Origin of the sequence: Corticicoccus populi, assembly GCF_042686195.1 — a bacterium.
Taxonomy (GTDB): domain Bacteria; phylum Bacillota; class Bacilli; order Staphylococcales; family Salinicoccaceae; genus Corticicoccus; species Corticicoccus populi.
Genome location: NZ_JBHUOQ010000001.1, coordinates 100481 through 124388 on the forward strand (window position 1 = coordinate 100481; position 23908 = coordinate 124388).

24 protein-coding genes are annotated in these 23908 nt (G+C 41.3%); 17 read left to right on the forward strand and 7 right to left on the reverse strand.

Translation table 11 applies throughout. The features are described 5' to 3' along the window. Positions 1–168: 168 nt before the first annotated feature. Positions 169–1158 (reverse strand): proline dehydrogenase family protein, encoded by a 990-nt coding sequence (locus ACFSX4_RS00650; RefSeq protein ID WP_377770518.1) that lies wholly within the window; start codon positions 1156–1158, stop codon positions 169–171. A gap of 94 nt (positions 1159–1252) precedes the next feature. Continuing rightward, positions 1253–1759: a gamma carbonic anhydrase gene (locus tag ACFSX4_RS00655; protein WP_377770520.1), complete on the reverse strand. Its 507-nt coding sequence runs from the start codon at positions 1757–1759 to the stop codon at positions 1253–1255. Positions 1760–1840: 81 nt separating this feature from the next. Here ACFSX4_RS00655 and ACFSX4_RS00660 point away from each other — a divergent pair, with 81 nt between their 5' ends. Further along, the gene (locus ACFSX4_RS00660; RefSeq protein ID WP_377770522.1) at positions 1841–2641 is read left to right on the forward strand and encodes an alpha/beta hydrolase; all 801 of its coding nucleotides are present in this window, start codon (positions 1841–1843) and stop codon (positions 2639–2641) included. A gap of 758 nt (positions 2642–3399) precedes the next feature. Next, positions 3400–3591 (forward strand): hypothetical protein, encoded by a 192-nt coding sequence (locus ACFSX4_RS00665; protein WP_377770524.1) that lies wholly within the window; start codon positions 3400–3402, stop codon positions 3589–3591. A 45-nt stretch (positions 3592–3636) separates the two neighbouring features. Here the strand turns inward: ACFSX4_RS00665 and ACFSX4_RS00670 are convergent, their stop codons facing one another. Further along, complete coding sequence (locus ACFSX4_RS00670) at positions 3637–4206, reverse strand: tRNA (mnm(5)s(2)U34)-methyltransferase (protein ID WP_377773397.1); 570 nt, start codon at positions 4204–4206, stop codon at positions 3637–3639. Beyond that, entirely contained in the window at positions 4196–5149 is a 954-nt protein-coding gene (locus ACFSX4_RS00675; RefSeq protein ID WP_377770526.1) for a TIGR01212 family radical SAM protein, read from the reverse strand. The genes ACFSX4_RS00670 and ACFSX4_RS00675 overlap by 11 nt, the downstream gene beginning before the upstream one ends. Positions 5150–5254: 105 nt before the next feature. Here ACFSX4_RS00675 and ACFSX4_RS00680 point away from each other — a divergent pair, with 105 nt between their 5' ends. The 5 genes from ACFSX4_RS00680 to ACFSX4_RS00700 all read left to right on the forward strand — a co-directional run bounded on the left by ACFSX4_RS00680 (position 5255) and on the right by ACFSX4_RS00700 (position 11288). Beyond that, entirely contained in the window at positions 5255–6019 is a 765-nt protein-coding gene (locus ACFSX4_RS00680; RefSeq protein WP_377770528.1) for an ABC transporter ATP-binding protein, read from the forward strand. Further along, positions 5985–7523, forward strand: coding sequence for a hypothetical protein (locus tag ACFSX4_RS00685; RefSeq protein ID WP_377770530.1), 1539 nt, complete (start codon positions 5985–5987; stop codon positions 7521–7523). The genes ACFSX4_RS00680 and ACFSX4_RS00685 overlap by 35 nt, the downstream gene beginning before the upstream one ends. A gap of 5 nt (positions 7524–7528) precedes the next feature. After that, on the forward strand, positions 7529–7993 hold the full coding sequence (locus ACFSX4_RS00690; RefSeq protein WP_377770532.1) for a methylated-DNA--[protein]-cysteine S-methyltransferase: 465 nt from the start codon (positions 7529–7531) through the stop codon (positions 7991–7993). A 570-nt stretch (positions 7994–8563) separates the two neighbouring features. After that, positions 8564–10978, forward strand: coding sequence for a leucine--tRNA ligase (gene leuS, locus ACFSX4_RS00695; protein ID WP_377770535.1), 2415 nt, complete (start codon positions 8564–8566; stop codon positions 10976–10978). Positions 10979–10994: 16 nt separating this feature from the next. Next, positions 10995–11288: an antibiotic biosynthesis monooxygenase family protein gene (locus ACFSX4_RS00700; RefSeq protein WP_377770537.1), complete on the forward strand. Its 294-nt coding sequence runs from the start codon at positions 10995–10997 to the stop codon at positions 11286–11288. Positions 11289–11383: 95 nt separating this feature from the next. Here ACFSX4_RS00700 and ACFSX4_RS00705 read toward each other — a convergent pair whose 3' ends face one another. Together ACFSX4_RS00705 and ACFSX4_RS00710 are read right to left on the reverse strand one after the other, a co-directional pair. Further along, positions 11384–11641 carry a hypothetical protein gene (locus ACFSX4_RS00705; protein WP_377770539.1) on the reverse strand — a complete coding sequence of 86 codons (258 nt, stop codon included), beginning with the start codon at positions 11639–11641 and terminating at the stop codon, positions 11384–11386. A gap of 207 nt (positions 11642–11848) precedes the next feature. Beyond that, a complete protein-coding gene (locus tag ACFSX4_RS00710) occupies positions 11849–13099 on the reverse strand; it encodes a BaiN/RdsA family NAD(P)/FAD-dependent oxidoreductase (RefSeq protein ID WP_377770541.1) in 1251 nt (416 codons plus the stop codon). Positions 13100–13177: 78 nt separating this feature from the next. Between ACFSX4_RS00710 and ACFSX4_RS00715 the strand changes: the two genes are divergently transcribed. The 9 genes from ACFSX4_RS00715 (at position 13178) to ACFSX4_RS00755 (ending at position 22475) form a co-directional block, all read left to right on the forward strand. Next, entirely contained in the window at positions 13178–14812 is a 1635-nt protein-coding gene (locus tag ACFSX4_RS00715) for a putative polysaccharide biosynthesis protein (RefSeq protein ID WP_377770543.1), read from the forward strand. Further along, entirely contained in the window at positions 14813–15505 is a 693-nt protein-coding gene (locus tag ACFSX4_RS00720) for a pseudouridine synthase (RefSeq protein ID WP_377770545.1), read from the forward strand. It begins immediately after the preceding gene. 68 nt (positions 15506–15573) lie between these two features. Beyond that, positions 15574–16215, forward strand: a complete 642-nt coding sequence (locus ACFSX4_RS00725; protein ID WP_377770547.1) for a hypothetical protein — start codon at positions 15574–15576, stop codon at positions 16213–16215. Positions 16216–16338: 123 nt separating this feature from the next. Next, positions 16339–17760 (forward strand): dipeptidase PepV, encoded by a 1422-nt coding sequence (gene pepV, locus ACFSX4_RS00730; protein WP_377770549.1) that lies wholly within the window; start codon positions 16339–16341, stop codon positions 17758–17760. Next, complete coding sequence (gene dat / locus ACFSX4_RS00735; RefSeq protein ID WP_377770551.1) at positions 17750–18604, forward strand: D-amino-acid transaminase; 855 nt, start codon at positions 17750–17752, stop codon at positions 18602–18604. Before pepV ends, dat begins: the two co-directional genes overlap by 11 nt. 220 nt (positions 18605–18824) lie before the next feature. Continuing rightward, a complete protein-coding gene (locus tag ACFSX4_RS00740; protein WP_377770553.1) occupies positions 18825–19616 on the forward strand; it encodes a phosphotransferase in 792 nt (263 codons plus the stop codon). Between the two features lie 30 nt (positions 19617–19646). Continuing rightward, positions 19647–20279 carry a tRNA (guanosine(46)-N7)-methyltransferase TrmB gene (trmB, locus tag ACFSX4_RS00745; RefSeq protein WP_377770555.1) on the forward strand — a complete coding sequence of 211 codons (633 nt, stop codon included), beginning with the start codon at positions 19647–19649 and terminating at the stop codon, positions 20277–20279. Positions 20280–20330: 51 nt separating this feature from the next. Continuing rightward, positions 20331–21134, forward strand: a complete 804-nt coding sequence (locus ACFSX4_RS00750; protein ID WP_377770557.1) for a hypothetical protein — start codon at positions 20331–20333, stop codon at positions 21132–21134. A gap of 141 nt (positions 21135–21275) precedes the next feature. Beyond that, on the forward strand, positions 21276–22475 hold the full coding sequence (locus ACFSX4_RS00755) for a MalY/PatB family protein (protein WP_377770559.1): 1200 nt from the start codon (positions 21276–21278) through the stop codon (positions 22473–22475). Here ACFSX4_RS00755 and ACFSX4_RS00760 read toward each other — a convergent pair. Further along, a complete protein-coding gene (locus tag ACFSX4_RS00760) occupies positions 22465–22761 on the reverse strand; it encodes a hypothetical protein (RefSeq protein WP_377770561.1) in 297 nt (98 codons plus the stop codon). The two genes, ACFSX4_RS00755 and ACFSX4_RS00760, sit on opposite strands and share 11 nt — an antisense overlap. A gap of 69 nt (positions 22762–22830) precedes the next feature. On the opposite strand from ACFSX4_RS00760, the gene ACFSX4_RS00765 reads away from it, so the two are divergent. Beyond that, on the forward strand, positions 22831–23907 hold the full coding sequence (locus ACFSX4_RS00765; protein ID WP_377770563.1) for a M42 family metallopeptidase: 1077 nt from the start codon (positions 22831–22833) through the stop codon (positions 23905–23907). The last annotated feature ends 1 nt before the right edge of the window (position 23908 follow it).

Sequence of the window (23908 nt, forward strand, 5' to 3'; positions counted from 1 at the left end):
CTGTGACAGTCGCCCAATATATCTTGACCCCAAAAAAGTTGTCTTTTTAGATTAATTGAAAGTACCGGTTGATTAATAGCGAAAAAACGGCAAGGTGCCCGAATGAGTTTCAACCGGTTATTTAACAAATCAAAAAACTGACAGCCTGGCTGTCAGTTTCTTTAATATCTATTTTCTTTTAAATAATTTAACAATAGTAAATAGTGATAAGATTCCGGCAGTACCGAATGCTGCAGGTTTAAACGCAGGGTGTTTAGTGACTGATTTTACAATCAGGTTGATATTCTGCGGTCTTTCTGCGAGACGTCTCATGAAGTATGCGTACCAGTCCATGCCAAACGGAAGATAAACGACCATTTTATACCCGCGTTTTACAAGGTTTTTCTGATAGTCTTTTCTAAAACCGTAAAGCATCTGGAACTCGAAGCGGTCATGGTCAATATCATTTTGTTCGATGAAATCAATGATTTCTTCAATGATATGGTGGTCATGTGTCGCAATGGATGTATAACCTGTACCCTCAGTTAAGTGGCTTTTAATTAGCTCCAAATATGCTTTGTCAATATCAGCCTTATCCTGATGTGCAGCATCTGCGCTCTCTTTATATGCACCTTTTACAATACGAAGACGGGTATCTTTGTATTTAAGGATATCATCTGGAGAGTTTAACAGATAGGCTTGAATGACAGTTCCGACATTGTCGTACTTTTCAAGCATAGCATCCAGTATACGGAGTGTGTCCGGATACAAATTATAAGATTCCATATCAATGTTCACGAAGATATCAAGCTTATTAGCAACTGCAATAATTTCGTCGATGTTATTCAGACAGAAGTCATAGTCAATCTGTAAGCCGATCTGGGACAGCTTCACTGAAGCATGTGAATCGACACCGAATTCATGGATGGCATTAATCATTGCGATGATTTTTCCTTTTTCCTGAATCGCATCCTCTTTATCAGTGATGAATTCACCCAGGTTATCAAAAACAACACTCATCTCCTGATCATTAATGTCTTTAATACGTTCGATTGTGTCATCGATACTGACTCCGCCCACCACTTTGTTGGCTCCGAATTTTAATCCCATTTTCTTAGTGGAATTATTGAGAAATTGATTCTCTGATAAATGAATAAAAATATCACGTAATAACGGCATACTAAACCTCCTAAAAAGTCAAAAAAAATAAAAGTTTCTAACAACCCATATTCTACTACCATACTTAATAATATAACAACAAACTTTTTGTGAACTATTCCACTTTATAGTGCGGAATGTGATTAACATATGTGTTATTTATGCGAATCATTTCCTTTTTGTCTTCCTCAGTCAGTTCTCTGACGACCCGCGCCGGACGTCCGAATGCCATAGAATCTGCAGGGATTTCAGTTCCCGGCGTGACCAGGCTGCCGGCTCCGATAAATGCATTTTCTCCGATTACGGCACCGTCGAGGACAGTGGAATCCATTCCGATTAATGCATTATCTCTAATCGTGCAGCTGTGAAGTGTCACCTTGTGTCCGACAGTGACATTATCGCCGATAATAAGCGGCATATCCGTTGATTCATGAAGTACAGATAAATCCTGAACATTAGAGTTCCTGCCGATTTTAATCGGTGCAATGTCGCCTCTCAGCACACTGCCAAACCATACTGAAGCATTTTCGGCGATTTCAACATCACCGATAACTGTTGCATTTGGTGCAATAAAAGCACTCTTGTGAATTTGCGGCGTTGAACCATTATAATCCAGTATCATTTTTCATTATCCTTTCATAAATTAGACTGTTATACTGATTGTATCACAGAGATAATCATTTGTATGGATAGGAGTAGCAAAATGTGGAAATGGGAAACTGATCGAGAGGCAAAAGGTGTCATTCTTGTCATTCATGACATGATGGAACACCATGAATATTATACAGAATTAATCTCAAAATTAAGAAGACAGGGCTATCATGTCATCACCGGAGATCTGCCGGGCCACGGCCAGACAACGAGGGTTCATAAAGGACATATTTCTGATTTTTATCAGTATGTTGACAGAGTCAGTGAGTGGTATGAAATCAGCAGGGAGTATAACCTCCCTATATTTGTCATGGGGCAGGGTCTTGGCGGATTAATTGCACTGGAAGCGTCACGACAAGATCATATCGAAGTTGACGGTCTCGTACTGTTGAACCCGCTTCTGTCATTTAAGCAGTCATTCATGAACCGTAAAAATACTTTAAAAACCAGTGTCAGAACAACAAGTGATGAAACAAGATTTAATCCGGGGATTCAGATGAAGTACTTTACAGAGGATGATAAGTTCCTTGAGAAATACGTGAATGATGAACTGCTGGTTAGAAAGGTAAGTTACCACTGGTATAAGACAGTCATCAATCAGATGAAGACAACAACTGAGTATCTGGATGAATTCCCGGATGTTCCGATTCTTGCCATGTTCAGCAGGAAAGATGAAATTATTGAGCCGTTTATATCCAGTAAGTATGTGAAGCAGATTCCGACAAGCGAGCTCCGCGTTTTAATGATGGATGATGTAGAGCACAGCATGTTCCAAAGAGAAGACACAGCACTTCAAATGTATTATCTGGAAAGATTTTTTGATGAACAGCTGTTTAAAGTCGGCGTGATTTAAACCGGTCTGGATTTATTTAGCCGTTCGCTGTGTAAATTTCAAAATGAAATAAAAGCTTCCGGGACGTGAGTTTTCGTCCCGGAAGCTTTTATTTTAAAATACATTTAGTTATGGGTTGTTTTTTGATTGAAATCCGTGAATATACTTAATACCAATAGCAGGTGCAAATTCCAGAAGTGAGATAAATATTGGTGCAGGAAGTAATGTCACCACAGCAGGGGGACGGTATTTTTCTTTCTTAAAAATATGTGAACAGTGTGAGACCAATCACTGCTCGAATTAATAGAGTATATTCAAACTTATTTTTCCTTTTGGAACGTACAGTAAAATTATGAGTAATCTCTATCTTTAAGACGGACTAATTCAATCAATAATATGATGAAACTGATAATGATAAGAAAGAGAAGTACCCAATTTGGGATGATTGAAACTTCGCGTAAGGCTGTATTAAAGACACCCAGATCTTGGTTCCAGCCTAAACTGGTATCACTGCCTGTTAAGTTAGTACTGTAAATCGCAGCAGAAAGTGATTGAAAACAGTAGATGGCAGTAAACACAAATAATACTGAAATGTATATAATAATCTGTTTGATATTTGACAACTCCTCTCTTTATTAGTAAATTTTAGATAATTGTGTTTCAAGTGTATCATATTTTTTAGATGCTGTGATTCACTAACCTTAATGATAGATAATTCATAAATATCTATATATTAAAAGGGGATAATCAATGATTATGAAGTGTTTGGAGGTGGGTTTATGAGACGGAAATTTAAATTTTACGGCTTACTTTTGATGGCATTGAGTACTTTATTGTTTCTATTCAACGCCCTCCACATTACGTTCAATATTCAATACAGTTATCTTTTGTTTTTTATATTGGGATTTATACTGCTCTTCTCCGGTGGAGTGCTTGTGTTAAAGGGAAATGCGTTGAAGAAAGACAGCTAGGAGTAGCGATTTGGTTTTAAGGGAAAATAAGAAGGAAGTCCTGAGTCAGCTCAGACTTCCTTCTTTCAGTTTTTCTATACATATAATAAAAGGGGCGTGGTTCTGCTGGTTGATGAAACGGTATTCAAGGACCTGACAGATGTTCTGCGGCCAGAGGTGTAACTGTTCAATGAGTGCGTCTTTTTCGATTTTTCCTTCCGGGTGCCCGTGATATACAACGATAACAATCCTGCCGCCGATTTTAAGAAGTTCGAATATATGATGTAAGGCTGTGAGTGTTGAGTCGGGTGTTGTAGTGATTGATTTATCACCTTTTGGCAGGTAGCCGAGATTAAACATGGCACCAGTTACAGCACTTGAGACATATTCCTGAACGTTTGCGTGCGAGTCTTTGATAAACGTAATATTGGTCTGTCCGTCAGTATTTTCCCGGGCAGAGTCAATGGCTGCCTGCTGAATATCAAAACTGTATACGTGTCCTGTATCTGTGGCAAGTTCTGATAAAAACTTCGTATCATGTCCGTTGCCGCATGTCGCATCAATAAAAATATCACCGGGTGCTGAAATACTTTCAATTAATGATTTTGATTTAGGGAGTATCCGCTCAAGCATAATGTTCCACCCCGTATTTCTTTCCCTGGTATGTGTCTCGTTTCTTTAAAGTATCATCAATACTGTTTAATACATTCCATTTATCCGCGCTCCACATCGGTCCGATGAGCTGGTCAATCGGTCCGTCACCGGTAATACGGTGGATAATCATTTCCGGCGGCAGGATTTCCAGCTGGTCGACGACTAAATTAACATAGTCCTCCTGATTCAGAAATTCAAGCATGCCTTTTTCATACTGTTTCACCATAGGTGTGCCTTTTAACAGATGAAGGAGGTGGATTTTAATCCCCTGCACATCGAGTGCGGAAACTGCGCCTGCGGTTTCCATCATCATCTCGTAATTTTCTCCCGGCAGACCGTTAATGATATGGCTGCATACATTGATATTATGTGCCCGCAACTTATCGACGCCTTCTTTGTAGCACTCAAAATCATGTGCCCGGTTAATCAGGCGGGCAGTACTTTCATGGACAGTCTGGAGTCCGAGTTCGACCCATAAATATGTCCGCTCATTTAGTTCGCTTAAGTATTCCACTACATCATCCGGCAGGCAGTCCGGACGTGTACCGATTGAAAGACCTACAACACCGTCTATCTTCAGTGCCGCTTCAAACTTTTCTTTCAATACAGGAAGGGGTGCGTGCGTGTTGGTGAATGATTGAAAATACGCGATGTAACTGCCGTTCTTCCATTTTTGGTTATGCGTGCGGTTCTTTATTTTTTCAAACTGTACTTCAATCGGATCCACACGGTCTCCTGCAAAATCACCGCTTCCGGCAACTGAACAGAATGTACAGCCGCCGTATGCTGCTGTGCCGTCCCGGTTCGGACAGTCGAACCCTGCATCGAGTGCGACTTTAAATATTTTTTGATTAAATTTATTCTTCAAGTGGTAGTTCCATGTGTGATAGCGTTTATCTTCGAAACTATATTTAAACTGAGTCATCTGTATCACCTTATCCTTCTTCTAAGAATTCTATCATAATGCTTGTCGGTACAACACAATACGATTATGATTTAAAGTATATTAGAGATAAAGGACGGTGTCCGTGTGATTGCAGTGAGGGGTTTATCAAAAGAGTATAAAGATAAATATGCAGTGAAAAATTTAAACTTCAATGTTGGTGAGGGTGAATTGTTCGCATTTTTAGGTCCGAATGGTTCAGGTAAATCAACGACAATTAAAATGATGCTCGGCATTCTTGAAGCGACAGAGGGAGACGTAGAAATTCTCGGTTTTAAGGCGGACGTAAATAATATTGAACTGAAACGGCAGTGGAGTTTCGTGCCGGATACACCGGATATTATTGGAAAGCTTACCGGCCAGCAGTATTTAAATTTTGTCGCCGGCGTGTATAAAATGCCTAAAAATCTATTTAATGAACGGGTCAGTGAACTTTTGGAGTGGTTTGATTTAAAGAATGATCTAAAGACGCTTGTTGAAGAGTATTCACACGGTATGAGACAGAAACTTGTCATCATCGGTGCATTAATGCATGAACCGAAAGTGATTTTTCTGGATGAACCGAATGTCGGTCTTGATCCGAAAAGTACAAGAAATTTAAAGCAGTATTTAAGAGAATATACATCACGCGGGAATACTGTTTTTCTGACTACCCACACACTCAGCCTGGCAGAGGAAATTGCAGACCGGATATTGATTATTTATAAAGGGGAGGAAAAAGCAACAGGTACCCTGGACGAACTCCGGCAGATCAGCGGCTTGGCTGAAGGGACGTTGGAAGACGTATTTCTCCATTTGACAGAGGAGGCATATTCAGATGTTTCAAATTATGAAAGTGGAGATACTGTCTAGAATTAACTACCTTAAAAATATGAGGGCATCAACGATACTGGCGTTGTTATTATTAAGTGTCATCATCGTTTTTGCAGGACCGGGAATTATTATTTCACTGTTTTTTATTGTTGTGTCGATGGATGAATCATTGATTGCACCGTCTGTCACTGTAGTGACGGTCTCGTTGATTATATTTTTATCACTTTTAACGGTAAATAAAATTGTTAAAGACTTATTTATGAACCGGAATATGGTACTTTACATGACATTCCCTGTGACTGCCGGGCAGTTGTTTACGGCAAAATCACTGATGCAGCTTTCGACAGGTATCCTGCCGGTCACTGTCATCACAGGACTTTTTTTCGGTATTGCTTTATCTGTGCGTGAAAACAATGTGGCTGCTCTTTTCAGCAGTTTGTCCTACATGTTTTTAATCAGTGCCGTGATACTCGGAATCAGTTATATCATTGTATTTTTTGTTACGAAAGTATCAAAACCGGGGCGTGTCAGCGAGGTATTGACACTCGCCGGCGGATTGATTGGAGTTATGCCGTATTTAATCATTACGTTCGGTACAGGGAATTTCGAGCGGGTGCTGTCTAAAATGCCTGACATGAGTGTCTTGTTCAACGGTTTTTTGTATAATATCGAGCCGTTGAAAACGGCTGCCGGTTCTGTCGCTGCGTTAGTTCTCGGTGTGCTGGTTTTATACATTGTCACGAGACTTGTAAGTTCTGCTTTTATCAAGGGAGCACTCAGTACATCACGCGCGGGTAAGGTGAAATCTTCAGAAGCGGCAGTTTCATCGCCGGTTATCAGTTTATTATCGAAAGATTTAACGATGACACGCCGTGATTTCAAGGAATGGGCAGCAGTGCTGCCACAGTATTTTCTGCCGTTTATCATTTACTATGTCGGTGTATATCAGATGGATACGCTGGATGCTGAAATCGGTGCCTCTCTGATTGCGGTTTCTGTAACAGGGACTGTCATTATCAGCTTGTTTGTTTCTGCTTTGAACACGGCACGAGATGCGGCGCATTATGAAATGCTGCAGATTCTGCCGGTGCGTCCGAAGGATATAGCCACCGCTAAATATCTATATAATATAATTACCATTATCCCGGTTTATTTAGTACTTTCGGCAGCAGCATTTATGATTGCGGATTTTTCAGTGGTGAATTTACTGCTTTCCTGGCTGTGTATTATATTTACAGCACTGACTGTCATCCCGGTCGGTATGCTGATTGGTGCATCCACTCCTGTCGTTAATAAAAAACAGCCGACAGACCGAATCGGTATTGCGGCGAACGTGATGATTATTATAGTCATGCTTGTCTTTGTATTTGCCACCAGTATATTTGCGAGAATGTTTGTGGATACTTCAGGGTCGGTCGCAGCAGGCGGAGTGCTGATTTTCACTGCGGTGCTTGCTGTAACAGGTATTATCAGCTATATCATGGTGTTAAAAAGAGTATCACGGGTGTATGACAGAGGATTAATTATTGAATATAAAGGGTGACGGATATGACTTCAGTATATGAAAAGTTTTCAATCGGCTGGCTAAAAATCTCGAGTCATGATAGTAAAATTACAGGTATTGATTATGCGGACACTGAAGGTGAGAGTGATGAGTGGAATGAAGTACTCAGAGACTGCGCACGTGAGCTTCAAGAATATTTTTCAGGTGAACGTAAAGTATTTAATGTAGAGATTGATTTTGAATATAAAGGGACAGCTTTTCAGCAAAAAGTGTGGCGGGCACTGTATGAAATTCCGTACGGCATGACCATTAGTTATAAAACGCTCGCAGAGCAGTGCGGCGGTGCGAATTATTCACGCGCAGTTGCGAATGCGAACGGAAAGAACCCGTTATCAATTATCGTCCCGTGTCACCGGGTCATCGCAAGTGACGGAACACTCGGCGGTTACACCGGCGGACTGGATAAAAAGAAGCATCTGTTGAAGCTTGAGAATGTGATACTTGTGTAGGAGTGGGGCATGATGGTGGGGTGTTAGTGCGGCACAGAAATCTATTTTGGGGATGGTCTGTGTCGTTTGAAGATGGTTTTTGCTACAGCCTACGCGAAATTCATCACTCTGTGTCGTTGTGCGCTACGGATTCTATGTATTTCATCAATCTGTAGCGTTTGCCACCGCCTTTCGCCACAGAAAAAGGATTTTTCCATATCTGTGGCGCATCAGGACACAGAAGGCCCTCTCTTTTTATTCCGCTACAGTGAAATGGACATATACTGTTCATAATGGCGGGTGAAAAACGCTTTATTCCTGTGCTTTTGTCAATAAACCTTGCAGTAGCAGAAGAAATAGCATATATTAATATGTAGCAGAAGTAGTAGGGTGGACATTGTTTACAGAGAGCCGGTGGTGCTGCAAACCGGTACCAGTGGAGCTTGAACTCATCTGCGTTTAATGACAAACATTTATAATAAAGTGGCACTTTAAAAGTGAATGCGGGTGGTACCGCGGTCTTAATAGATCGTCCCATATCAAATCGTCTGGTTTGATATGGGATTTTTTATATTTGAAGGAGGAAAAGTAATGGCGTTTAAGCATCGCGACATTGAGAAAAAATGGCAGAAATACTGGGAAGAAAATAAAACTTTCAAAACTGAAGAGGAGTATGACAAGAAGAAGTTCTATGCGCTGGATATGTTCCCGTATCCTTCAGGGGCAGGGCTTCATGTCGGTCATCCGGAAGGATACACAGCAACGGATATTATTTCGCGTATGAAGCGGATGCAGGGTTATAATGTGCTTCATCCGATGGGCTGGGATGCATTTGGCCTTCCGGCAGAGCAGTATGCGATTGATACCGGTAATGATATTAAAGAATTCAACACTAAAAATATTAATAACTTCCGCCGTCAGATTAAAGAGCTCGGCTTCAGCTATGACTGGGACCGTGAAGTGAATACGACGGATCCCGACTACTATAAATGGACACAGTGGATTTTTATTCAGCTTTATAATAAAGGGCTTGCTTATGTAGATGAAGTGCCTGTGAACTGGTGTGAGGCGCTTGGAACTGTGCTTGCGAATGAAGAAGTCATTGACGGTCTGTCAGAACGCGGCGGACACCCCGTGGTCAGAAAACCGATGAGACAGTGGATTTTAAAAATTACTGAATATGCGGACCGTCTTCTTGAAGATCTGGATGATCTTGACTGGCCGGAATCTCTTAAAGACATGCAGAGAAACTGGATCGGTAAATCAGAAGGGGCAAATATCACATTTAAAATTGAAGATACGTATAAAGATTTCACCGTATTTACGACACGTCCCGATACTGTATACGGCGCAACTTATGCGGTACTGTCACCTGAACATGAACTGATTGATGAAATCACAACAGAGGATTATAAAGAAAAAATAAAAGCCTATCAGGAAAAAGCGGCGCGTAAAAGCGATCTTGAAAGAACCGATCTTGCGAAAGAGAAGACCGGCGAATTTACAGGGGCTTACGCTGTTAATCCGTTCAACGGTGAAAAGCTGCCTGTCTGGATCGCAGATTATGTTCTGGCGTCATACGGAACTGGTGCCATCATGGCGGTACCTGCCCATGATGAGCGTGACTATGAATTTGCGAAAACGTTCGACCTGCCGATTATTGAAGTACTGTCCGGCGGAGATGTGGAAAACGAAGCCTACACAGGTGACGGTCCGCATGTAAATTCCGGTGAACTGGACGGCCTTGGTAAAGAGGAAGCGATTGAAAAAGCCATCGCAATTCTTGAAGAAAAAAATCTCGGTGAGAAAAAGACGACATATAAACTGCGTGACTGGCTCTTCTCACGCCAGCGTTACTGGGGTGAGCCGATCCCTGTCATTCACTGGGAAGATGGTACAATGTCAACAGTGCCTGAAAATGAGCTGCCGTTGACGCTGCCGAAGATGGATCAGATTAAACCGTCCGGCACCGGTGAATCACCGCTTGCGAATAACGATGCATGGGTGAATGTCACCCGGGACGACGGTGTGAAAGGCAAGAGAGAAACCAACACGATGCCGCAGTGGGCCGGCAGCTGCTGGTACTACTTGCGTTATATCGATCCCGACAATAAAGAGCAGCTTGCAGATCCAGAAAAGCTTAAACACTGGCTGCCGGTTGACCTTTATATCGGCGGTGCTGAACATGCGGTACTTCACCTTCTGTACGCACGTTTCTGGCATAAAGTCCTTTACGATATCGGTGCTGTAGAAACAAAAGAACCGTTCCAGAAGCTTTACAACCAGGGGATGATTCTCGGTGAAGGCAATGAGAAAATGAGTAAATCAAAAGGGAATGTCATCAATCCGGATGATATTATTTATTCTCACGGTGCGGATACTTTGAGACTGTATGAAATGTTCATGGGGCCGCTTGATGCATCGATTCCGTGGAGTACGACAGGTCTTGACGGTGCGAGACGTTTCCTTGACCGTGTATGGCGCTTGATTATTAATGAAGAGACCGGTGAACTTCAGTCGAAAATTACTGATAAAGACACACCGGACCTTGACCGTGTGTATCATCAGACAGTGAAGAAAGTCACTGAAGATTTCGAAACCCTCGGTTTCAACACGGCGATTTCACAGATGATGGTCTTCATTAATGAATGTAATAAGGCGGATGGAGTGTCTAAGAAACATATCGAAAACTTTGCGAAACTGCTGTCGCCGATTGCACCGCACCTTGCTGAAGAGCTTTGGAGTAAACTCGGTAATGAAGGTACGATTACCTACAGCGAATGGCCGCAGTTTGATGAAGCGAAACTGGTTGAAGACGAAGTGGAAATTGTCATTCAAATTAACGGAAAAGTTAAAGAAAAACTGACTGTAGCAAGCGATGCTTCAAAAGAAGATATCGAAAAAACAGCAGTAGAATCCGAAAAAATTCAAGCTGAAATTGAAGGGAAGACTGTCCGTAAAGTGATTGTTGTCCCAGGTAAGCTCGTGAATATCGTAGCGAATTAATTATTGGAGGTGCGTCATGATATTAGAAGCGGCATTTCTACAGGTTACAAAAGGCAGGGAAGATGCGTTTGAAGCATCATTCCGGAAGGCTTCGGACATCATTTCTTCAATGAACGGCTATAATTCCCATGAGCTGCAGAGATGTCTTGAAACGGAAGGGAAGTATTTACTGCTTGTCCGCTGGCAGACGCTCGAGGATCATACTGAAGGATTCAGACAATCTGAAAAATATCTTTTGTGGAAAGAAATGCTGCATCATTATTATGACCCATTCCCGTCAGTTGAACATTTTGAAATTGTAAATGAATGAGGAAGTCCCCGGTTGAGTATAGTCATGTACTCGGTCGGGGACTTTTTATATAAAGAAAGAAGCTTTACTGAAGATGGTTAATTGTTGATGCTGTTTTAAAATATTTCATAAAAGAAGAAAGTTGCTGCAGCAGCGCTTAATAGTAAAAAGAACATAAAGTAAGGACCGAATGATTTTTTTCTGGCCAGATTGACTGTTCTGAATGTAAAGACTGCCATGAGCAGTGCTGATAATAAAATTGAAAAGTGTTGATTCATAAAAGCAGGATAAAAAAACAGAGACCAAAAACCAATGACCGCGAGTAATATGACTGCATAATCAAAAATACTTCTTCTGTTTTGAGTACTGTTCAATTGCACACCTCTTTCTTAGTTATGAAACACTATACCAAAAGAAAACGCTTCCAATTATATTGTATAATGTCATAAATTAAAAAGAAATATATAAAAGAATAAGTATCAGTATTTATTTTAGAAATCCAGTCTAAACCGGCGCTGTTTCATTCAGGTCGCAGTTTAAACTGGATTTCATTACTTTGTACAGACTCATTGCTTCTTGTATCACTCCCTGCACGCGCTGTTTCCGGCCGTATAACCGGTGACGAGTGCACTGGTGATATTATATCCGCCGGTATAGCCGTGAATATCCAGTACTTCACCGGCAAAGTAGAGGCTTTTAACGAGCCTGCTTTCCATCGTCTGGGGGCTGATTTCCTTTAAATTCACACCGCCGCCTGTGACAAATGCTTTTTCGATGGACTGGGTGCCGTTTACGGTGAATACGAAACCTTTCAGAAATTGTATAATCTTTTCCTTATCTTCATTTTTTATGTGATGACTGTTGGCGTCGCCGTCAATATTTAAATATTCGAGCATAAATTCAGCGAGCCGGTCCTGCATCATTGATTTTAAAATGTTCCTTAGAGCACGGTTCGGGTGTTCTTTGACAGTTTTATCGAACGTTTCCGAAAGTGAACCCTTACTGTCATCCGGATAGAAATCAATCATCATATCAATGTGTGTTTTTTTCTGGTTTTTCTGCTCTTTATAAACAAATTGACTGCATCTGAGTGCGGCCGGCCCTGAAATACCGAAATGGGTGAAAAGCATGTCCATTTGATGTGTGATTCTCGGCTTTCCGTTCTTTTTTAGTACAGACAGGCCGACATTTTTCAAGCTGAGTCCTTTTAAAGTGCTGTCTTTAATAAATGATTCATCGGATGTTACAGGGACTTCAGTCGGAAAGAGTTCTGTAATCGTGTGGCCGGCGGATTCTGCAAATGTATGGCCGTCACCGGTTGACCCTGTATGCGGCACACTTCTGCCGCCGGTAGTGATGATGATGTTTCCTGCTGCGAATGTTTCATCTTTAGTCTTCACGCCCGTGACGCGTCCGTCCTGAATCATCAGCTCAGTCACTGCAGTATGATATTTAATGTCGACTTTGTTTTCAGCGAGAGCGTTTAAAAAAACATTAAGGACATCTTTCGATTGGTTCGACACCGGAAACATCCGGCCGTGGTCTTCTTCTTTTAATGAAACACCGCGTGATTCGACAAAATCAATAATACTTTCATTATCAAATGTGCTGAACGGACCGTAAAGGAATTTTCCGTTCCCTGGTATATGCTTAATGATTTCTGTGTAGGGGAGGCGGTTCGTCACATTGCATCTGCCGCCGCCCGAAATCAAAAGTTTGCGGCCGAGATTTTTATTTTTTTCTATAATTAATACACGTTTGTTATTTTGTGAAGCGGCGTACGCTGCCATTAAACCGCTGACCCCGCCGCCGATAATAATTGTATCGTACATGAATTATCTCCTTTTTGTTTGAAACTTTGTGCTAATCATCTATAATGTATTATATTCTGAAATTAAGAGGGTTTGTAAATGTCGGATTCTAATAAACTGATACGCGGCACATTTTATTTAACAATTGCCACGTTTATCACAAAAATTCTTGGGATGCTTTATGTTATCCCATTTTACAGTATTATGGGCGGGGAAGAAAACCTCGCATTATACGGTTATGCATATACACCGTACACCATTATGTTATCAGTCGCAGCAGCCGGTGTTCCGGGTGCTGTGTCAAAGTATGTAGCGAAATATAATGCGCTCGGTGCATACAGAACAAGTCAGAAGCTATACCGTTCAAGTCTTTATGTCATGATGGCGTCCGGTATTTTCGCTTTTGCTGTCATGTATATTGCGGCGCCTTTTATTGCTGATCTGCAGATGGCGGCAGCGGGCGAAGGTGCGCACCGCTGGTCCAATGAAGACATTACAGGAATTATCCGTATTGTGTCATTTGCTGTCATCATTGTTCCGTTTATGGCGACATGGAGAGGTATTTTCCAGGGCTTTGAATCATTCGGCCCGACCAGTGCTTCTGCAGTCATTGAGCAGATTATCCGAATTGCGTTCCTGCTCGGCGGTGCGTTCATTGTCATTAATGTTCTCGGCGGTTCAATCAGAACTGCGAATGAAATCGCTGTGTTCGCAGCATTTGTCGGCGGCGTCGGTGCGCTCGCAACACTGTTTGTATTCTGGAGAAAGCGTAAACCGCATATTCAGAAAATGGTTGAGACGGATGAAACGGATTACGATTTCTCATATAAAGAAATGTATTCTGAAATTATCCGCTATGGTATTCCGTTTATCATTGTCGGGGTAGCGATTCCGTTAACGATGTTTATCGACCAGCTGACACATAACAATGGTCTCGCGCTCGGCGGAATTCCGGAACAGTACCATGATACATGGTTCGGAATGCTGAATTTAACGACTCATAAACTGGTGATGATTCCAACATCACTTGCGGCGGCGTTTGCGATTTCGATTCTGCCGTTTATCACAAAGAATTTCCAGCAGCGTAATATGACAGGGGTGCACCACCAGATTAAAACAATGCTCCTGATGCTTTTATACTTTGCGGTACCTGCAGCACTCGGGATGATGGTGCTTTCTGCGCCGCTTTATTCTTCATTCTACAGCTATAATGAAATGGGAATTAAAATTTTAATGTTCTATGCGCCTGTCAGTATTGTGATTTCTTTATTCACAATGACATGTTCAATTGTGCAGGGAATAGACAGACAGAACATGACTTTATATGTAGTGATTATTATGCTTGCCATTAAAGCTGCTGTAAATATTCCATTGATTATGCAGTTCCAGACTGTTGGTGCAGTGATGGGAACATTTATCGCACTCGGAATCGGTGTTATCATTAATCTGTTTATCATCAGAAAATACGGAGAATTCAGAGTGAAATCACTCGCGAGACCTCTGGCACAGATTGTGTTCTACAGTATTATTATGGTGTTCGCAGTTGAACTTGTTTATCTGCTCTTGATGATGAATATGGATGTAACGACTAAATTGAACTCAGTGATTACACTGCTTGTGACGGTGCCGGTCGGTGCGCTGATATATGTGGTACTGTCGTTCAGAAGCGGGCTTGCTGATCAGATTTTAGGTGCACGTGCAGATAAAATCAGAAGAAAACTGAAGGTGCTGTAAATGCGTCTCGATAAATATTTATCAAACGCCGGTACCGGCAGCAGAAAAGAAGTCGGAGGGCTCATTAAAAAAGGACAGGTCACTGTAAACGGCAGTGTCGTTAAATCACCAAAGGTAAGCGTGACTTATCAGGATGACATCCTGATTGGCACAGAAAAGGTCAATCTTGAAGCGTTTATTTACATCATGCTTCATAAGCCGCAAGGTGTAATTTCATCTACAGAAGATGAGGCAGAGACAGTCATAGACATTATCGATCATGCCCAGGCAGGGGAGTTGTTTCCGGTGGGCAGGCTGGATAAAGACACGACGGGGCTGCTGCTGATTACGAATGACGGTAAACTTGCCCATAAACTGACGAGTCCTAAAAAACATCACGGTAAAACTTATGAGGTGATACTTCGTGATGCGGTATCAGAAGAGGATCTGGATGCACTGAGAGAAGGTATTCCGTTAAAGGACTTTTTCACGAAACCTGCAGAAGCAGAGAAAATAGATGAGCAGAAAGTCCATCTGACGATTACAGAAGGGAAATTTCATCAGGTGAAGCGGATGTTTCAGTATTTAGGGAATGAAGTGACCGGTTTAAAGCGGATTTCATTCGCATCACTGCCGCTTGATGAAAAGTTAAAACCGGGCGAATACCGTAGTTTATCATCAGAAGAGTTGGATATTTTAAGAAATTTAGTTTAATGTCTAATAGATACGGGTAACGGTTTACATCAAGCGAAAGCTAAGACAAAATATTAGAGGTGTATACAATGGGAAAACTATTTAACGGATTAGTAAAGATCGCAGCAGTCGTTGGTATTGCTGCAGCAGTAAAAAAACTGTCGGATAAGAAAAATCGTGACGCAGTGAAAGAAGAATATTATAAAGCAAAAGCGAACCCGAAAGCCTATGCGGAGAATTTACAAGGTAAAGTAACGGATAAGGCACAGGAGTATCAGGAGAAAGCAAAGTCTGAATATACAAAAGCAAAGGACGATCCTAAGGCATATGCCGGTAATGTGCAGTCTAAAGTCACTGAACAGGCAAAAGATGTACAGTCTAAAGTGACCGAGCAGGCGAAACATTATCAGGAAGTTGCCAAAGATGAGTTTGGCAAAGCAAAAGAAGATCCAAAGTCATATGCGAAAAACGTCCGTGATCAGGCGAAAGAAAAAACGGATGAAGTGGCAGAACTTGCCCAGAAAAATATAGATAAAATTAAAGAGGGCGTATCTAAAGACAAGCATACAGCTTCACCTGATTCAGAAAGCGCAGCTGAATCTGATGAAGAGAAGTTCCAGTCAGAGGGCAACGTCCATCCGGATGAAGTCGTGGAAGCTGAAATTGATAAGACAGAAGCCCAGGCGAAACAAAACAACATTCATGTTGTAAAGAAAGACGATAAAAAATAAGAATAAATGAGATGATTAAGAGGCTGGTTCGGGTCAAATCGAACTTCAGCCTCTTTTATTCTTGAATTTGTTTGAATAATTAATTAATATTGAAGGACAGAAGTTTACAAAGGGAGTGTTTCTTTGGATTATAAGGAAGCAGTAAATACATACAAAGAACAGTTAATAGAAGATTTGAACGGCCTGCTTTCTATTAACAGTGTGAAAGGGGAAAAGGAAAACGGTGCACCTGTCGGTGCCGGTCCGAAAGAGGCGCTTGACTATATGCTTAAGCTCGGCGAACGCGACAGCTTTGTGACGAAGTCTGTAGAAGGGCTCGCCGGACATATTGAGGCAGGCAGCGGTGAAACGATATTCGGTGTTTTGGGACATGTCGATGTTGTGCCGCCCGGTGACGGCTGGGACAGTGATCCGTTTACACCTGTCGTCCGTGACGGGGAAATTATCGCGAGAGGCGTCCAGGATGATAAAGGACCGACAATGGCAGCATATTATGCCATGAAAATTTTAAAAGAGCAGGAAGAGACATTCAAACTCCGTACAAGGCTGATTATCGGGACAGATGAAGAATCCGACTGGCAGTGTACAGATGCATATTTTAAACATGAAGCCATGCCTGATTTAGGATTTGCACCAGATGCTGATTTCCCGTTGATTTATGGAGAAAAAGGTATGACGACCTTTAATATTGCACAGAGACAGACCGTGCTTGATGAAGAAGAACCTAATATCGAGCTGAAAGTATTGATTTCCGGCGAGCGTTATAACATGGTTCCCGGAGAGGCAGTGGCGAAGCTTAGGATTATTCAGAATATGACCGAGGTCATTCAGTCATTTGAAGGGTTTTTAAGAGAAAAAGAAGTACAGGGCTCCTATGAAATCGATAATGGTTTTTTAAAGCTCGGAATTACAGGGAAAAGTGCACACGGTTCAAAGCCTGAGGACGGAATCAATGCAGGATTTGTTATTCTGCAGTTCTTGAATACACTGTCACTTGATAGAAACGCCACATCATTTGTGAAGTTCGCAGACACGTATATTATCAATAACTTTGACGGCACATCATTTGATATGGCCCATTTTGATGAAGAGATGGGGCATGTCAGTGTCAATACAGGGCTGATTAACTATACAGAAGTGGACGGCGGAACATTTGGTGTCAATCTGCGTTACCCGAAAGGACTTGATTTTGAAAAAGGACTTGAAGCGTTTGAAGAAAAAGCGAACCGTGACGGCTTTGTCATTGAAGATGTCCATCATGAAGCCCCGCACTATGTAAATAAAGACGAACCGCTCGTCAAGGTTCTTACAGACAGTTACAGAAATCATGTGGATGATGATACAGAACCCTTCACAATCGGCGGCGGCACTTACGCCAGAACAATGAAGAAGGGTGTCGCCTTCGGAGCAATGTTTAAAGACACACCGGATACAATGCATCAAAAGAATGAGCGCATGAAAATTGATGAGCTGCTGCTTGCGACTGAGATCTATTTAGAGGCATTACACAGAATATGTATAAAGGATGAGTTAAATGAAAATTAGTTATTATAATGGTGAATTTATTAATGATGATGATATGAAAGTCGAATACAAAGACCGTGCGGTTTATTTCGGTGACGGTGTATATGAAGTAATCAGAATATATGACGGTGAGTTCTTTACTTTTGATGAGCATGTGGACCGTCTGATAAACAGTGCGCGTGAAATTGATATTGATGACCTTGAGAGAGAGGATGTTGTGTCTGTACTACAGGGGATTAAAGAGAAAAATAATATCGAAAACGGTGCGTTGTACATACAGGTGACACGTGGAATTGCAGTCAGAAATCATAATTATCCGGCAGGTGTTGAACCGGTGATTATGGCATATATCAATGAAGCGGTCCGGCCGTTAACACAGCAGGAGGCAGGTGTTAATGTGGTCACATCTCTTGACTACAGATGGTTGAAATGTCATATTAAGTCCTTAAATCTTCTTGCGAATGTTCTTGAGAAAGAACGTGCCGTGAAAGCAGGTGCGAAAGAAACGATTTTACATCGTGAAGGAACTGTTACAGAGGGTTCTTCTACCAATGCATTTATTGTAAAAGATGATGTTTTAATTACGCATCCCGCAAATAACCTGATATTAAACGGCATTACAAGACAGGAAGTGCTTAAGCTTGCGAAAGCGGACAATGTTGAAGTGAAAGAGGAAGCATTTTCAGTGGATGACCTGTACGAAGCGGATGAAGCATTCTTTACCAGTACGACACAGGAAATCACTCCGATTGTTCAGGTCGACAATAAACTCGTTAAAGATGGTGAAGTCGGCACGCTGACAAAACGGCTTCAAAATTTATTCGACAGCCAGTTAAACAAATTAAATCCTGTTAAACAAAGTTAACGGGAAATTTTACGCTATTTATTTTTATCCTGCTGAAGCCTTATGTTATATGGACTAATCCGATATGACGAAGAGTTGGCAGATAATAAATGAATATTAGTTCTTGAAATCAGCCGCCAAACAATATATTATTTTAAGCACGTAACAAAAAGTGCGCTTATTCGTTTTTGAAACATTTAGGCGCTCTTTTTTCTTGAACGAATGAAAAGAGGTGTGGAATTTGGAGCATTTCTATCAGCTCGGCTGGACGTTAGACCCTATAGGTGGTGCATCTGGTGAAGCCTACAAAGCAGAACAGGATGGCAGAAAGCTGTTTCTGAAAAGGAACGCCAGCCCATTCCTTGCAGCCTTGTCAGCAGAAGGTATCGTACCGAAGCTTGTTTGGACAAAGAGGATCGAAACGGGCGAAGTCGTGACAGCGCAGCATTGGAAAAATGGCCGTGAGCTGACCCGTGAAGAGATGTGTTCAATGAGAGTTGCAGCATTAATGAGAAAGATTCATACATCAAAGCCTTTATTAACAATGTTAAAAAAGCTTGGTATGAGACCAATGCTGCCTGACTTATTGCTCAATAAAATACAATCATCATTATCTCCAAAAGTGAATGCGCACCATGCAGTCAGAGATGCTATACAGTATCTCGAGAATGAAGTGCCTGCAGTCAATGAGTCAAACTGTACAGTTTGTCACGGAGATGTGAATCATAATAACTGGCTGCTGTCTGATGCGGATGAGCTTTACCTGGTAGACTGGGAAGGCGCAATGATTGCAGACCCCGCCATAGATCTCGGGATGCTTCTCTACACCTATGTGAATCCAAAAAACTGGGTTCAGTGGCTGGAGGAGTATGATCAGCCGCTGACACATGATCTCAGAAAACGAATGAAGTGGTACACACTGGTTCAGGCAATTACGATGGTACAGTGGTATGAGGATCATAAACGTTTTAAGGATATGAATGATTGGATCATCTTTTTAAACAGGGTCTTAAAAAATGACCGTCTGATTTAAATATTTGAAATGAAGCGAGGAACATGACCCATGAGGATGCGTAACAAACCCTGGGCTTTAGATTATTTAAAAACACATTCGAACCTGGCGGATGTTGAAATGACATATGCCGGGAATGTATCTGACTTTTTTGAAGATAATCAGGATCTTCATATCGAAGTTGGAACAGGAATGGGTACATTTATTACAACATTAGCAAAGAATAATCCGGATATTAATTACCTGGGGATTGAACTGGATAAAAACATTTTAATTCGGGTGGTTGAAAAAATACTGGAGGAAGACTTGAAAAACGTCAAAGTGGCATTGTTGAATGCGGCAGACTTAAAAGAATACTTTAATTCTGATGAGGTGGACAGAGTATACCTGAATTTTTCTGATCCATGGCCGAAAAACCGCCACGAAAAAAGACGGTTAACCTATCGTTCATTTTTATCTTCGTATAAAGATATTTTGAAACAGGACGGGGAACTTCATTTCAAGACAGATAACCAGGGACTGTTTGAGTACAGTCTCGTCAGTATGAATAATTTTGGTATGCAGTTTAAAGAAGTGAATCTGAACCTGCACCTTAATGAACCGGATGATAATATCAGAACAGAATATGAGGCGAAATTTTCATCAAAAGGAAATTTAATCCGCCGGCTGAAAGCATCTTTTTAACTAAAGGTGCTTTTTTCTATGCGTTTCAAAAATTTACAATGGAGGGAATACATGAGAACCAATATAAAAGTATTGATTTTGGGAGGGGTTCTGATTTTATCTGTCTGCATCACATATATTGTGATCAGCATGCAGGGGGATAAGGACCGGATGGATTTTCCTTTTACTGCTGATAACGGCGTTTCTTCGACCTATCATGTGTTTGCATCACATGTTGACAGGAGCCGTGCGGTCGGTGTGCTGTTCTGGTTTCATGGTGATGGTGCATATGAATATTATCATCCCGATGATGAAGCGTATATCGGTGGAGAAGAAGGGATTCTCTCTGCAGCAGAGAAACACAATATGATACTTATCGTTCCAAAAACGCCGGATGATGTGAGTGAAACGTGGTGGGAGGACTGGGAAGTGAATCCTGAATATGCAGAATCGCTTTATAAGGAAATTCTGCATAAGTATCAAATCGATGATTCCAACGTCTGGCAGACTGGTTTCAGCGGAGGTGCACAGTTTACAAGCTATCATTTTATGCCGTGGGTTCTTGAAAATACAGATGTTACAGGAGGCGGCGCCATTATGTTCGGAGGCGGCGGACCGCCGGAAGAATATGAGGACCATGTGGACCAGCCGGACAAGATTGATGAATATGTGGTGCGCTGGGCAGCGGGTGAGGCGGATACTGCTGAAAATTCAGAAGAGAATTTTGATGGACGGAAAGAGGCTGAGGACGGTGAGAGATGGTACAGCAAACAAGGATTTGATACGGATATAGAACTTATCCCCGGCAGGTCTCATCTGTTGGATGGTCTTTACAGCTCTTATATTGACAGGATAATTTCAGAAGCGGGAAAGTAGGAGGTATAAGTTTGATGCAGGTTTATAACAGGTGGTGAATGGCGGCACTGTCAATAGAAAGTGTTTTGATTTTAATTATGTAAAACAACTGAAAGAATGATAAAATAATAATTATGAAAATACGAAAACGGGAGGAATTATGTGACACGTTTTAACTTTGATAAAGAGACGACAAGAGAAGGTACGTACAGCGTTCAGTATGAAGGAACACAAGGAATATTCGGCAAAGGCGGTCTTGAACCATTCTGGATTGCTGACATGGACATAGAAGCGCCCGATGCAATTATTGACAGTATAAAAAGAAGACTTGATAATAAAATTTTCGGATACACTGTTTGGAGTAACCCGGAATTTTTTGAACCGATAAAAGGCTGGTGGAAGAAACGTTTTAACATCACATTGGAAGATGCGGATATTAATTTTGCGCAGTCTGTACTGTACGCAGTCGGAGAAGCAGTCCGTCAAAATTCATCAGAAGGAGACGGCGTGATTTTAAATGCACCGACTTACAATGCGTTTATCAAAGTTTTTAAGGGCAATAACCGTAAAATGGAACCGAGCCCGCTGATTAGAAATGAAGAAGGATACTTTTTTGATTTTGAAGGTTTTGAAGCATTATGCAAAAAAGAAGAAAATAAAGTATTCGTCCATTGTAACCCGCATAATCCGACAGGAAGAGTTTGGACAAGAGAAGAGAATCAAAAAATTAAAGATATTTGTCTTGCAAACGATGTATTTATTGTCAGTGATGAGATTCATATGGACTTTGTCAGACCGAAAGAATCATTTTCTTCAATGGTTGAACTGATGGAGGATAAAGATCCGATGATTGTTGTGTCCGGACTTGGTAAAACGTTCAATATTGCGAGTCTGCCGAACTCTTATTTCATCACAAAAAATCAATCGGTCAAAAAGAAAATTAATTTCGCAGCCGATAATAAATATAATATCAATACAGCGAATTCATTAGTCCTTGCTGCAATTAATGCTGCCTATACGGAGTGTGAGGAATGGGTGGATGAGTTAAATGAATATGTTGATGGTAATTTAGCATATGTTGAAGAATATATTAATACGCATCTTTCGGATATGATGTCATTTAAAAAGCCGGATTCTACTTATCTTGCGTGGGTGAGTTTTGAGAAGAGCGGTTTTGATGAAAAAGAAGTGCATAAAGCGCTGGTGGATGTCGGCGGGATTGCTGTTTCCCCGGGGTACATTTACGATTTTGAGGAAAGTAATCATTTTCGTATGAATGTCGCTTCATCCAGAAAACGTATAGAAGACGGAATGAAGCGAATCCATAAGACTTTTGATCATTTAAAAGGGACTACTGATTAGTAATCTCCATGATTTCACCGGTGTAGGCATCTGCAGAAAATTGATATTTCGCAGTTTCACTGCCTTCACCAACGTGAACCACACCATTGATGACTTTTGATTTCATACCCAGCAGTTGACGTTCACCCGGCTGGTAGTCAAGTGAGACAAAAGAAATCTTATCAAACTGAAGGTGCAGGTTATCGATTATTTTTTGTGCATCTACTGTTCGGAACACTTTGAACCAAATGAGGAAAGGAATCAGTGCGAACAGAGAGATTACTAAGAAAATTTGACGCTTTGACATATATAAAACCTCCTCATGAACAGTTTACCATATCAAAAATTGTAATATGAATGAATAAGGGGATAAATTATGAAATTAACTGAAAAAACACTGGAAAGAATGAAGACTTTAACAGAATTGCACGGTGCACCGGGCTTTGAAGATCAGGTACGTGAATACATGAGAAAAGAGCTGACACCATTTGCAGATGAAATCATTCAGGACGGCCTCGGCGGTATTTTCGCAGTAAAGAAAAGTAAAAAGAAAAATGCACCTAAAGTGATGATTGCAGCACACATGGATGAAGTAGGGTTTATGGTCACTGATTTTACTGACAATGGCTTTATTCGGTTTACACCGCTTGGCGGATGGTCCAATGATGTGATACTCAGCCACAAATTTAAAGTCAGAACATCTGACAATAAAGAAATTACAGGTATTGTGGGGAGTGTGCCCGTTCATTTCAGGAAGAACGATAAAGGAAAAGGAACGGATATTAAAGATATGCTCCTTGATGTCGGTGCAGACAGCAGAGATGAACTCATGGAAATGGGAATACGCCCGGGCGATTCGATTGTGCCTCATGCAGAGTTTGAAGTGCTTGAAAACAGTAAAAAGCTGCTTTCCAAAGCATGGGACAACAGATACGGCTGTCTAATTGCCATCGAAACACTTGAAAACCTGAAAGATACAGAGCTTGATTGTGATTTATATGTCGGTGCGAACGTACAGGAAGAGGTCGGTCTCCGTGGTGCAAAGGCGAGTTCAAACCTGGTCAAACCGGATGTTGCTTTTGTAGTGGATTGTTCACCCGCGAATGATATGCTCGGCAAAAAGGATGATATCGGGAAGATAGGGGAAGGTACACTGCTTCGTCTTTTTGACAGAACAATGATACTGTCGAAACCGATGAGAGATTATTTTCTTGAGACGGCAGAAGAAAACGATGTTAAATACCAGTATTATCAGTCGCCGGGCGGCACTGATGCAGGGAGTATTCATGTGTCCAATGAAGGGGTAATCTGTGGTGTTGTTGGAATATGTTCGAGATATATTCATACGACACATTCAATCATAAATTATGAAGATTATCTTCATGCAGAAACACTTTTAACTGCTTTGGTTAAAGGCATTAATTCAGAAAAGGTGGATGAGCTGAGAGGCTGAT

Bases quoted from the DNA above. Each gene is read 5' to 3' on its own strand.
- ACFSX4_RS00650 (WP_377770518.1), bottom strand. From the start codon at position 1,158: ATGCCGTTATTACGTGATATTTTTATTCATTTATCAGAGAATCAATTT.
- ACFSX4_RS00655 (WP_377770520.1), bottom strand. From the start codon at position 1,759: ATGATACTGGATTATAATGGTTCAACGCCGCAAATTCACAAGAGTGCT.
- ACFSX4_RS00660 (WP_377770522.1), top strand. From the start codon at position 1,841: ATGTGGAAATGGGAAACTGATCGAGAGGCAAAAGGTGTCATTCTTGTC.
- ACFSX4_RS00665 (WP_377770524.1), top strand. From the start codon at position 3,400: ATGAGACGGAAATTTAAATTTTACGGCTTACTTTTGATGGCATTGAGT.
- ACFSX4_RS00675 (WP_377770526.1), bottom strand. From the start codon at position 5,149: ATGACTCAGTTTAAATATAGTTTCGAAGATAAACGCTATCACACATGG.
- ACFSX4_RS00685 (WP_377770530.1), top strand. From the start codon at position 5,985: ATGTTTCAAATTATGAAAGTGGAGATACTGTCTAGAATTAACTACCTT.
- ACFSX4_RS00690 (WP_377770532.1), top strand. From the start codon at position 7,529: ATGACTTCAGTATATGAAAAGTTTTCAATCGGCTGGCTAAAAATCTCG.
- leuS (WP_377770535.1), top strand. From the start codon at position 8,564: ATGGCGTTTAAGCATCGCGACATTGAGAAAAAATGGCAGAAATACTGG.
- ACFSX4_RS00700 (WP_377770537.1), top strand. From the start codon at position 10,995: ATGATATTAGAAGCGGCATTTCTACAGGTTACAAAAGGCAGGGAAGAT.
- ACFSX4_RS00710 (WP_377770541.1), bottom strand. From the start codon at position 13,099: ATGTACGATACAATTATTATCGGCGGCGGGGTCAGCGGTTTAATGGCA.
- ACFSX4_RS00715 (WP_377770543.1), top strand. From the start codon at position 13,178: ATGTCGGATTCTAATAAACTGATACGCGGCACATTTTATTTAACAATT.
- ACFSX4_RS00720 (WP_377770545.1), top strand. From the start codon at position 14,813: ATGCGTCTCGATAAATATTTATCAAACGCCGGTACCGGCAGCAGAAAA.
- ACFSX4_RS00725 (WP_377770547.1), top strand. From the start codon at position 15,574: ATGGGAAAACTATTTAACGGATTAGTAAAGATCGCAGCAGTCGTTGGT.
- dat (WP_377770551.1), top strand. From the start codon at position 17,750: ATGAAAATTAGTTATTATAATGGTGAATTTATTAATGATGATGATATG.
- trmB (WP_377770555.1), top strand. From the start codon at position 19,647: ATGAGGATGCGTAACAAACCCTGGGCTTTAGATTATTTAAAAACACAT.
- ACFSX4_RS00750 (WP_377770557.1), top strand. From the start codon at position 20,331: ATGAGAACCAATATAAAAGTATTGATTTTGGGAGGGGTTCTGATTTTA.
- ACFSX4_RS00760 (WP_377770561.1), bottom strand. From the start codon at position 22,761: ATGTCAAAGCGTCAAATTTTCTTAGTAATCTCTCTGTTCGCACTGATT.
- ACFSX4_RS00765 (WP_377770563.1), top strand. From the start codon at position 22,831: ATGAAATTAACTGAAAAAACACTGGAAAGAATGAAGACTTTAACAGAA.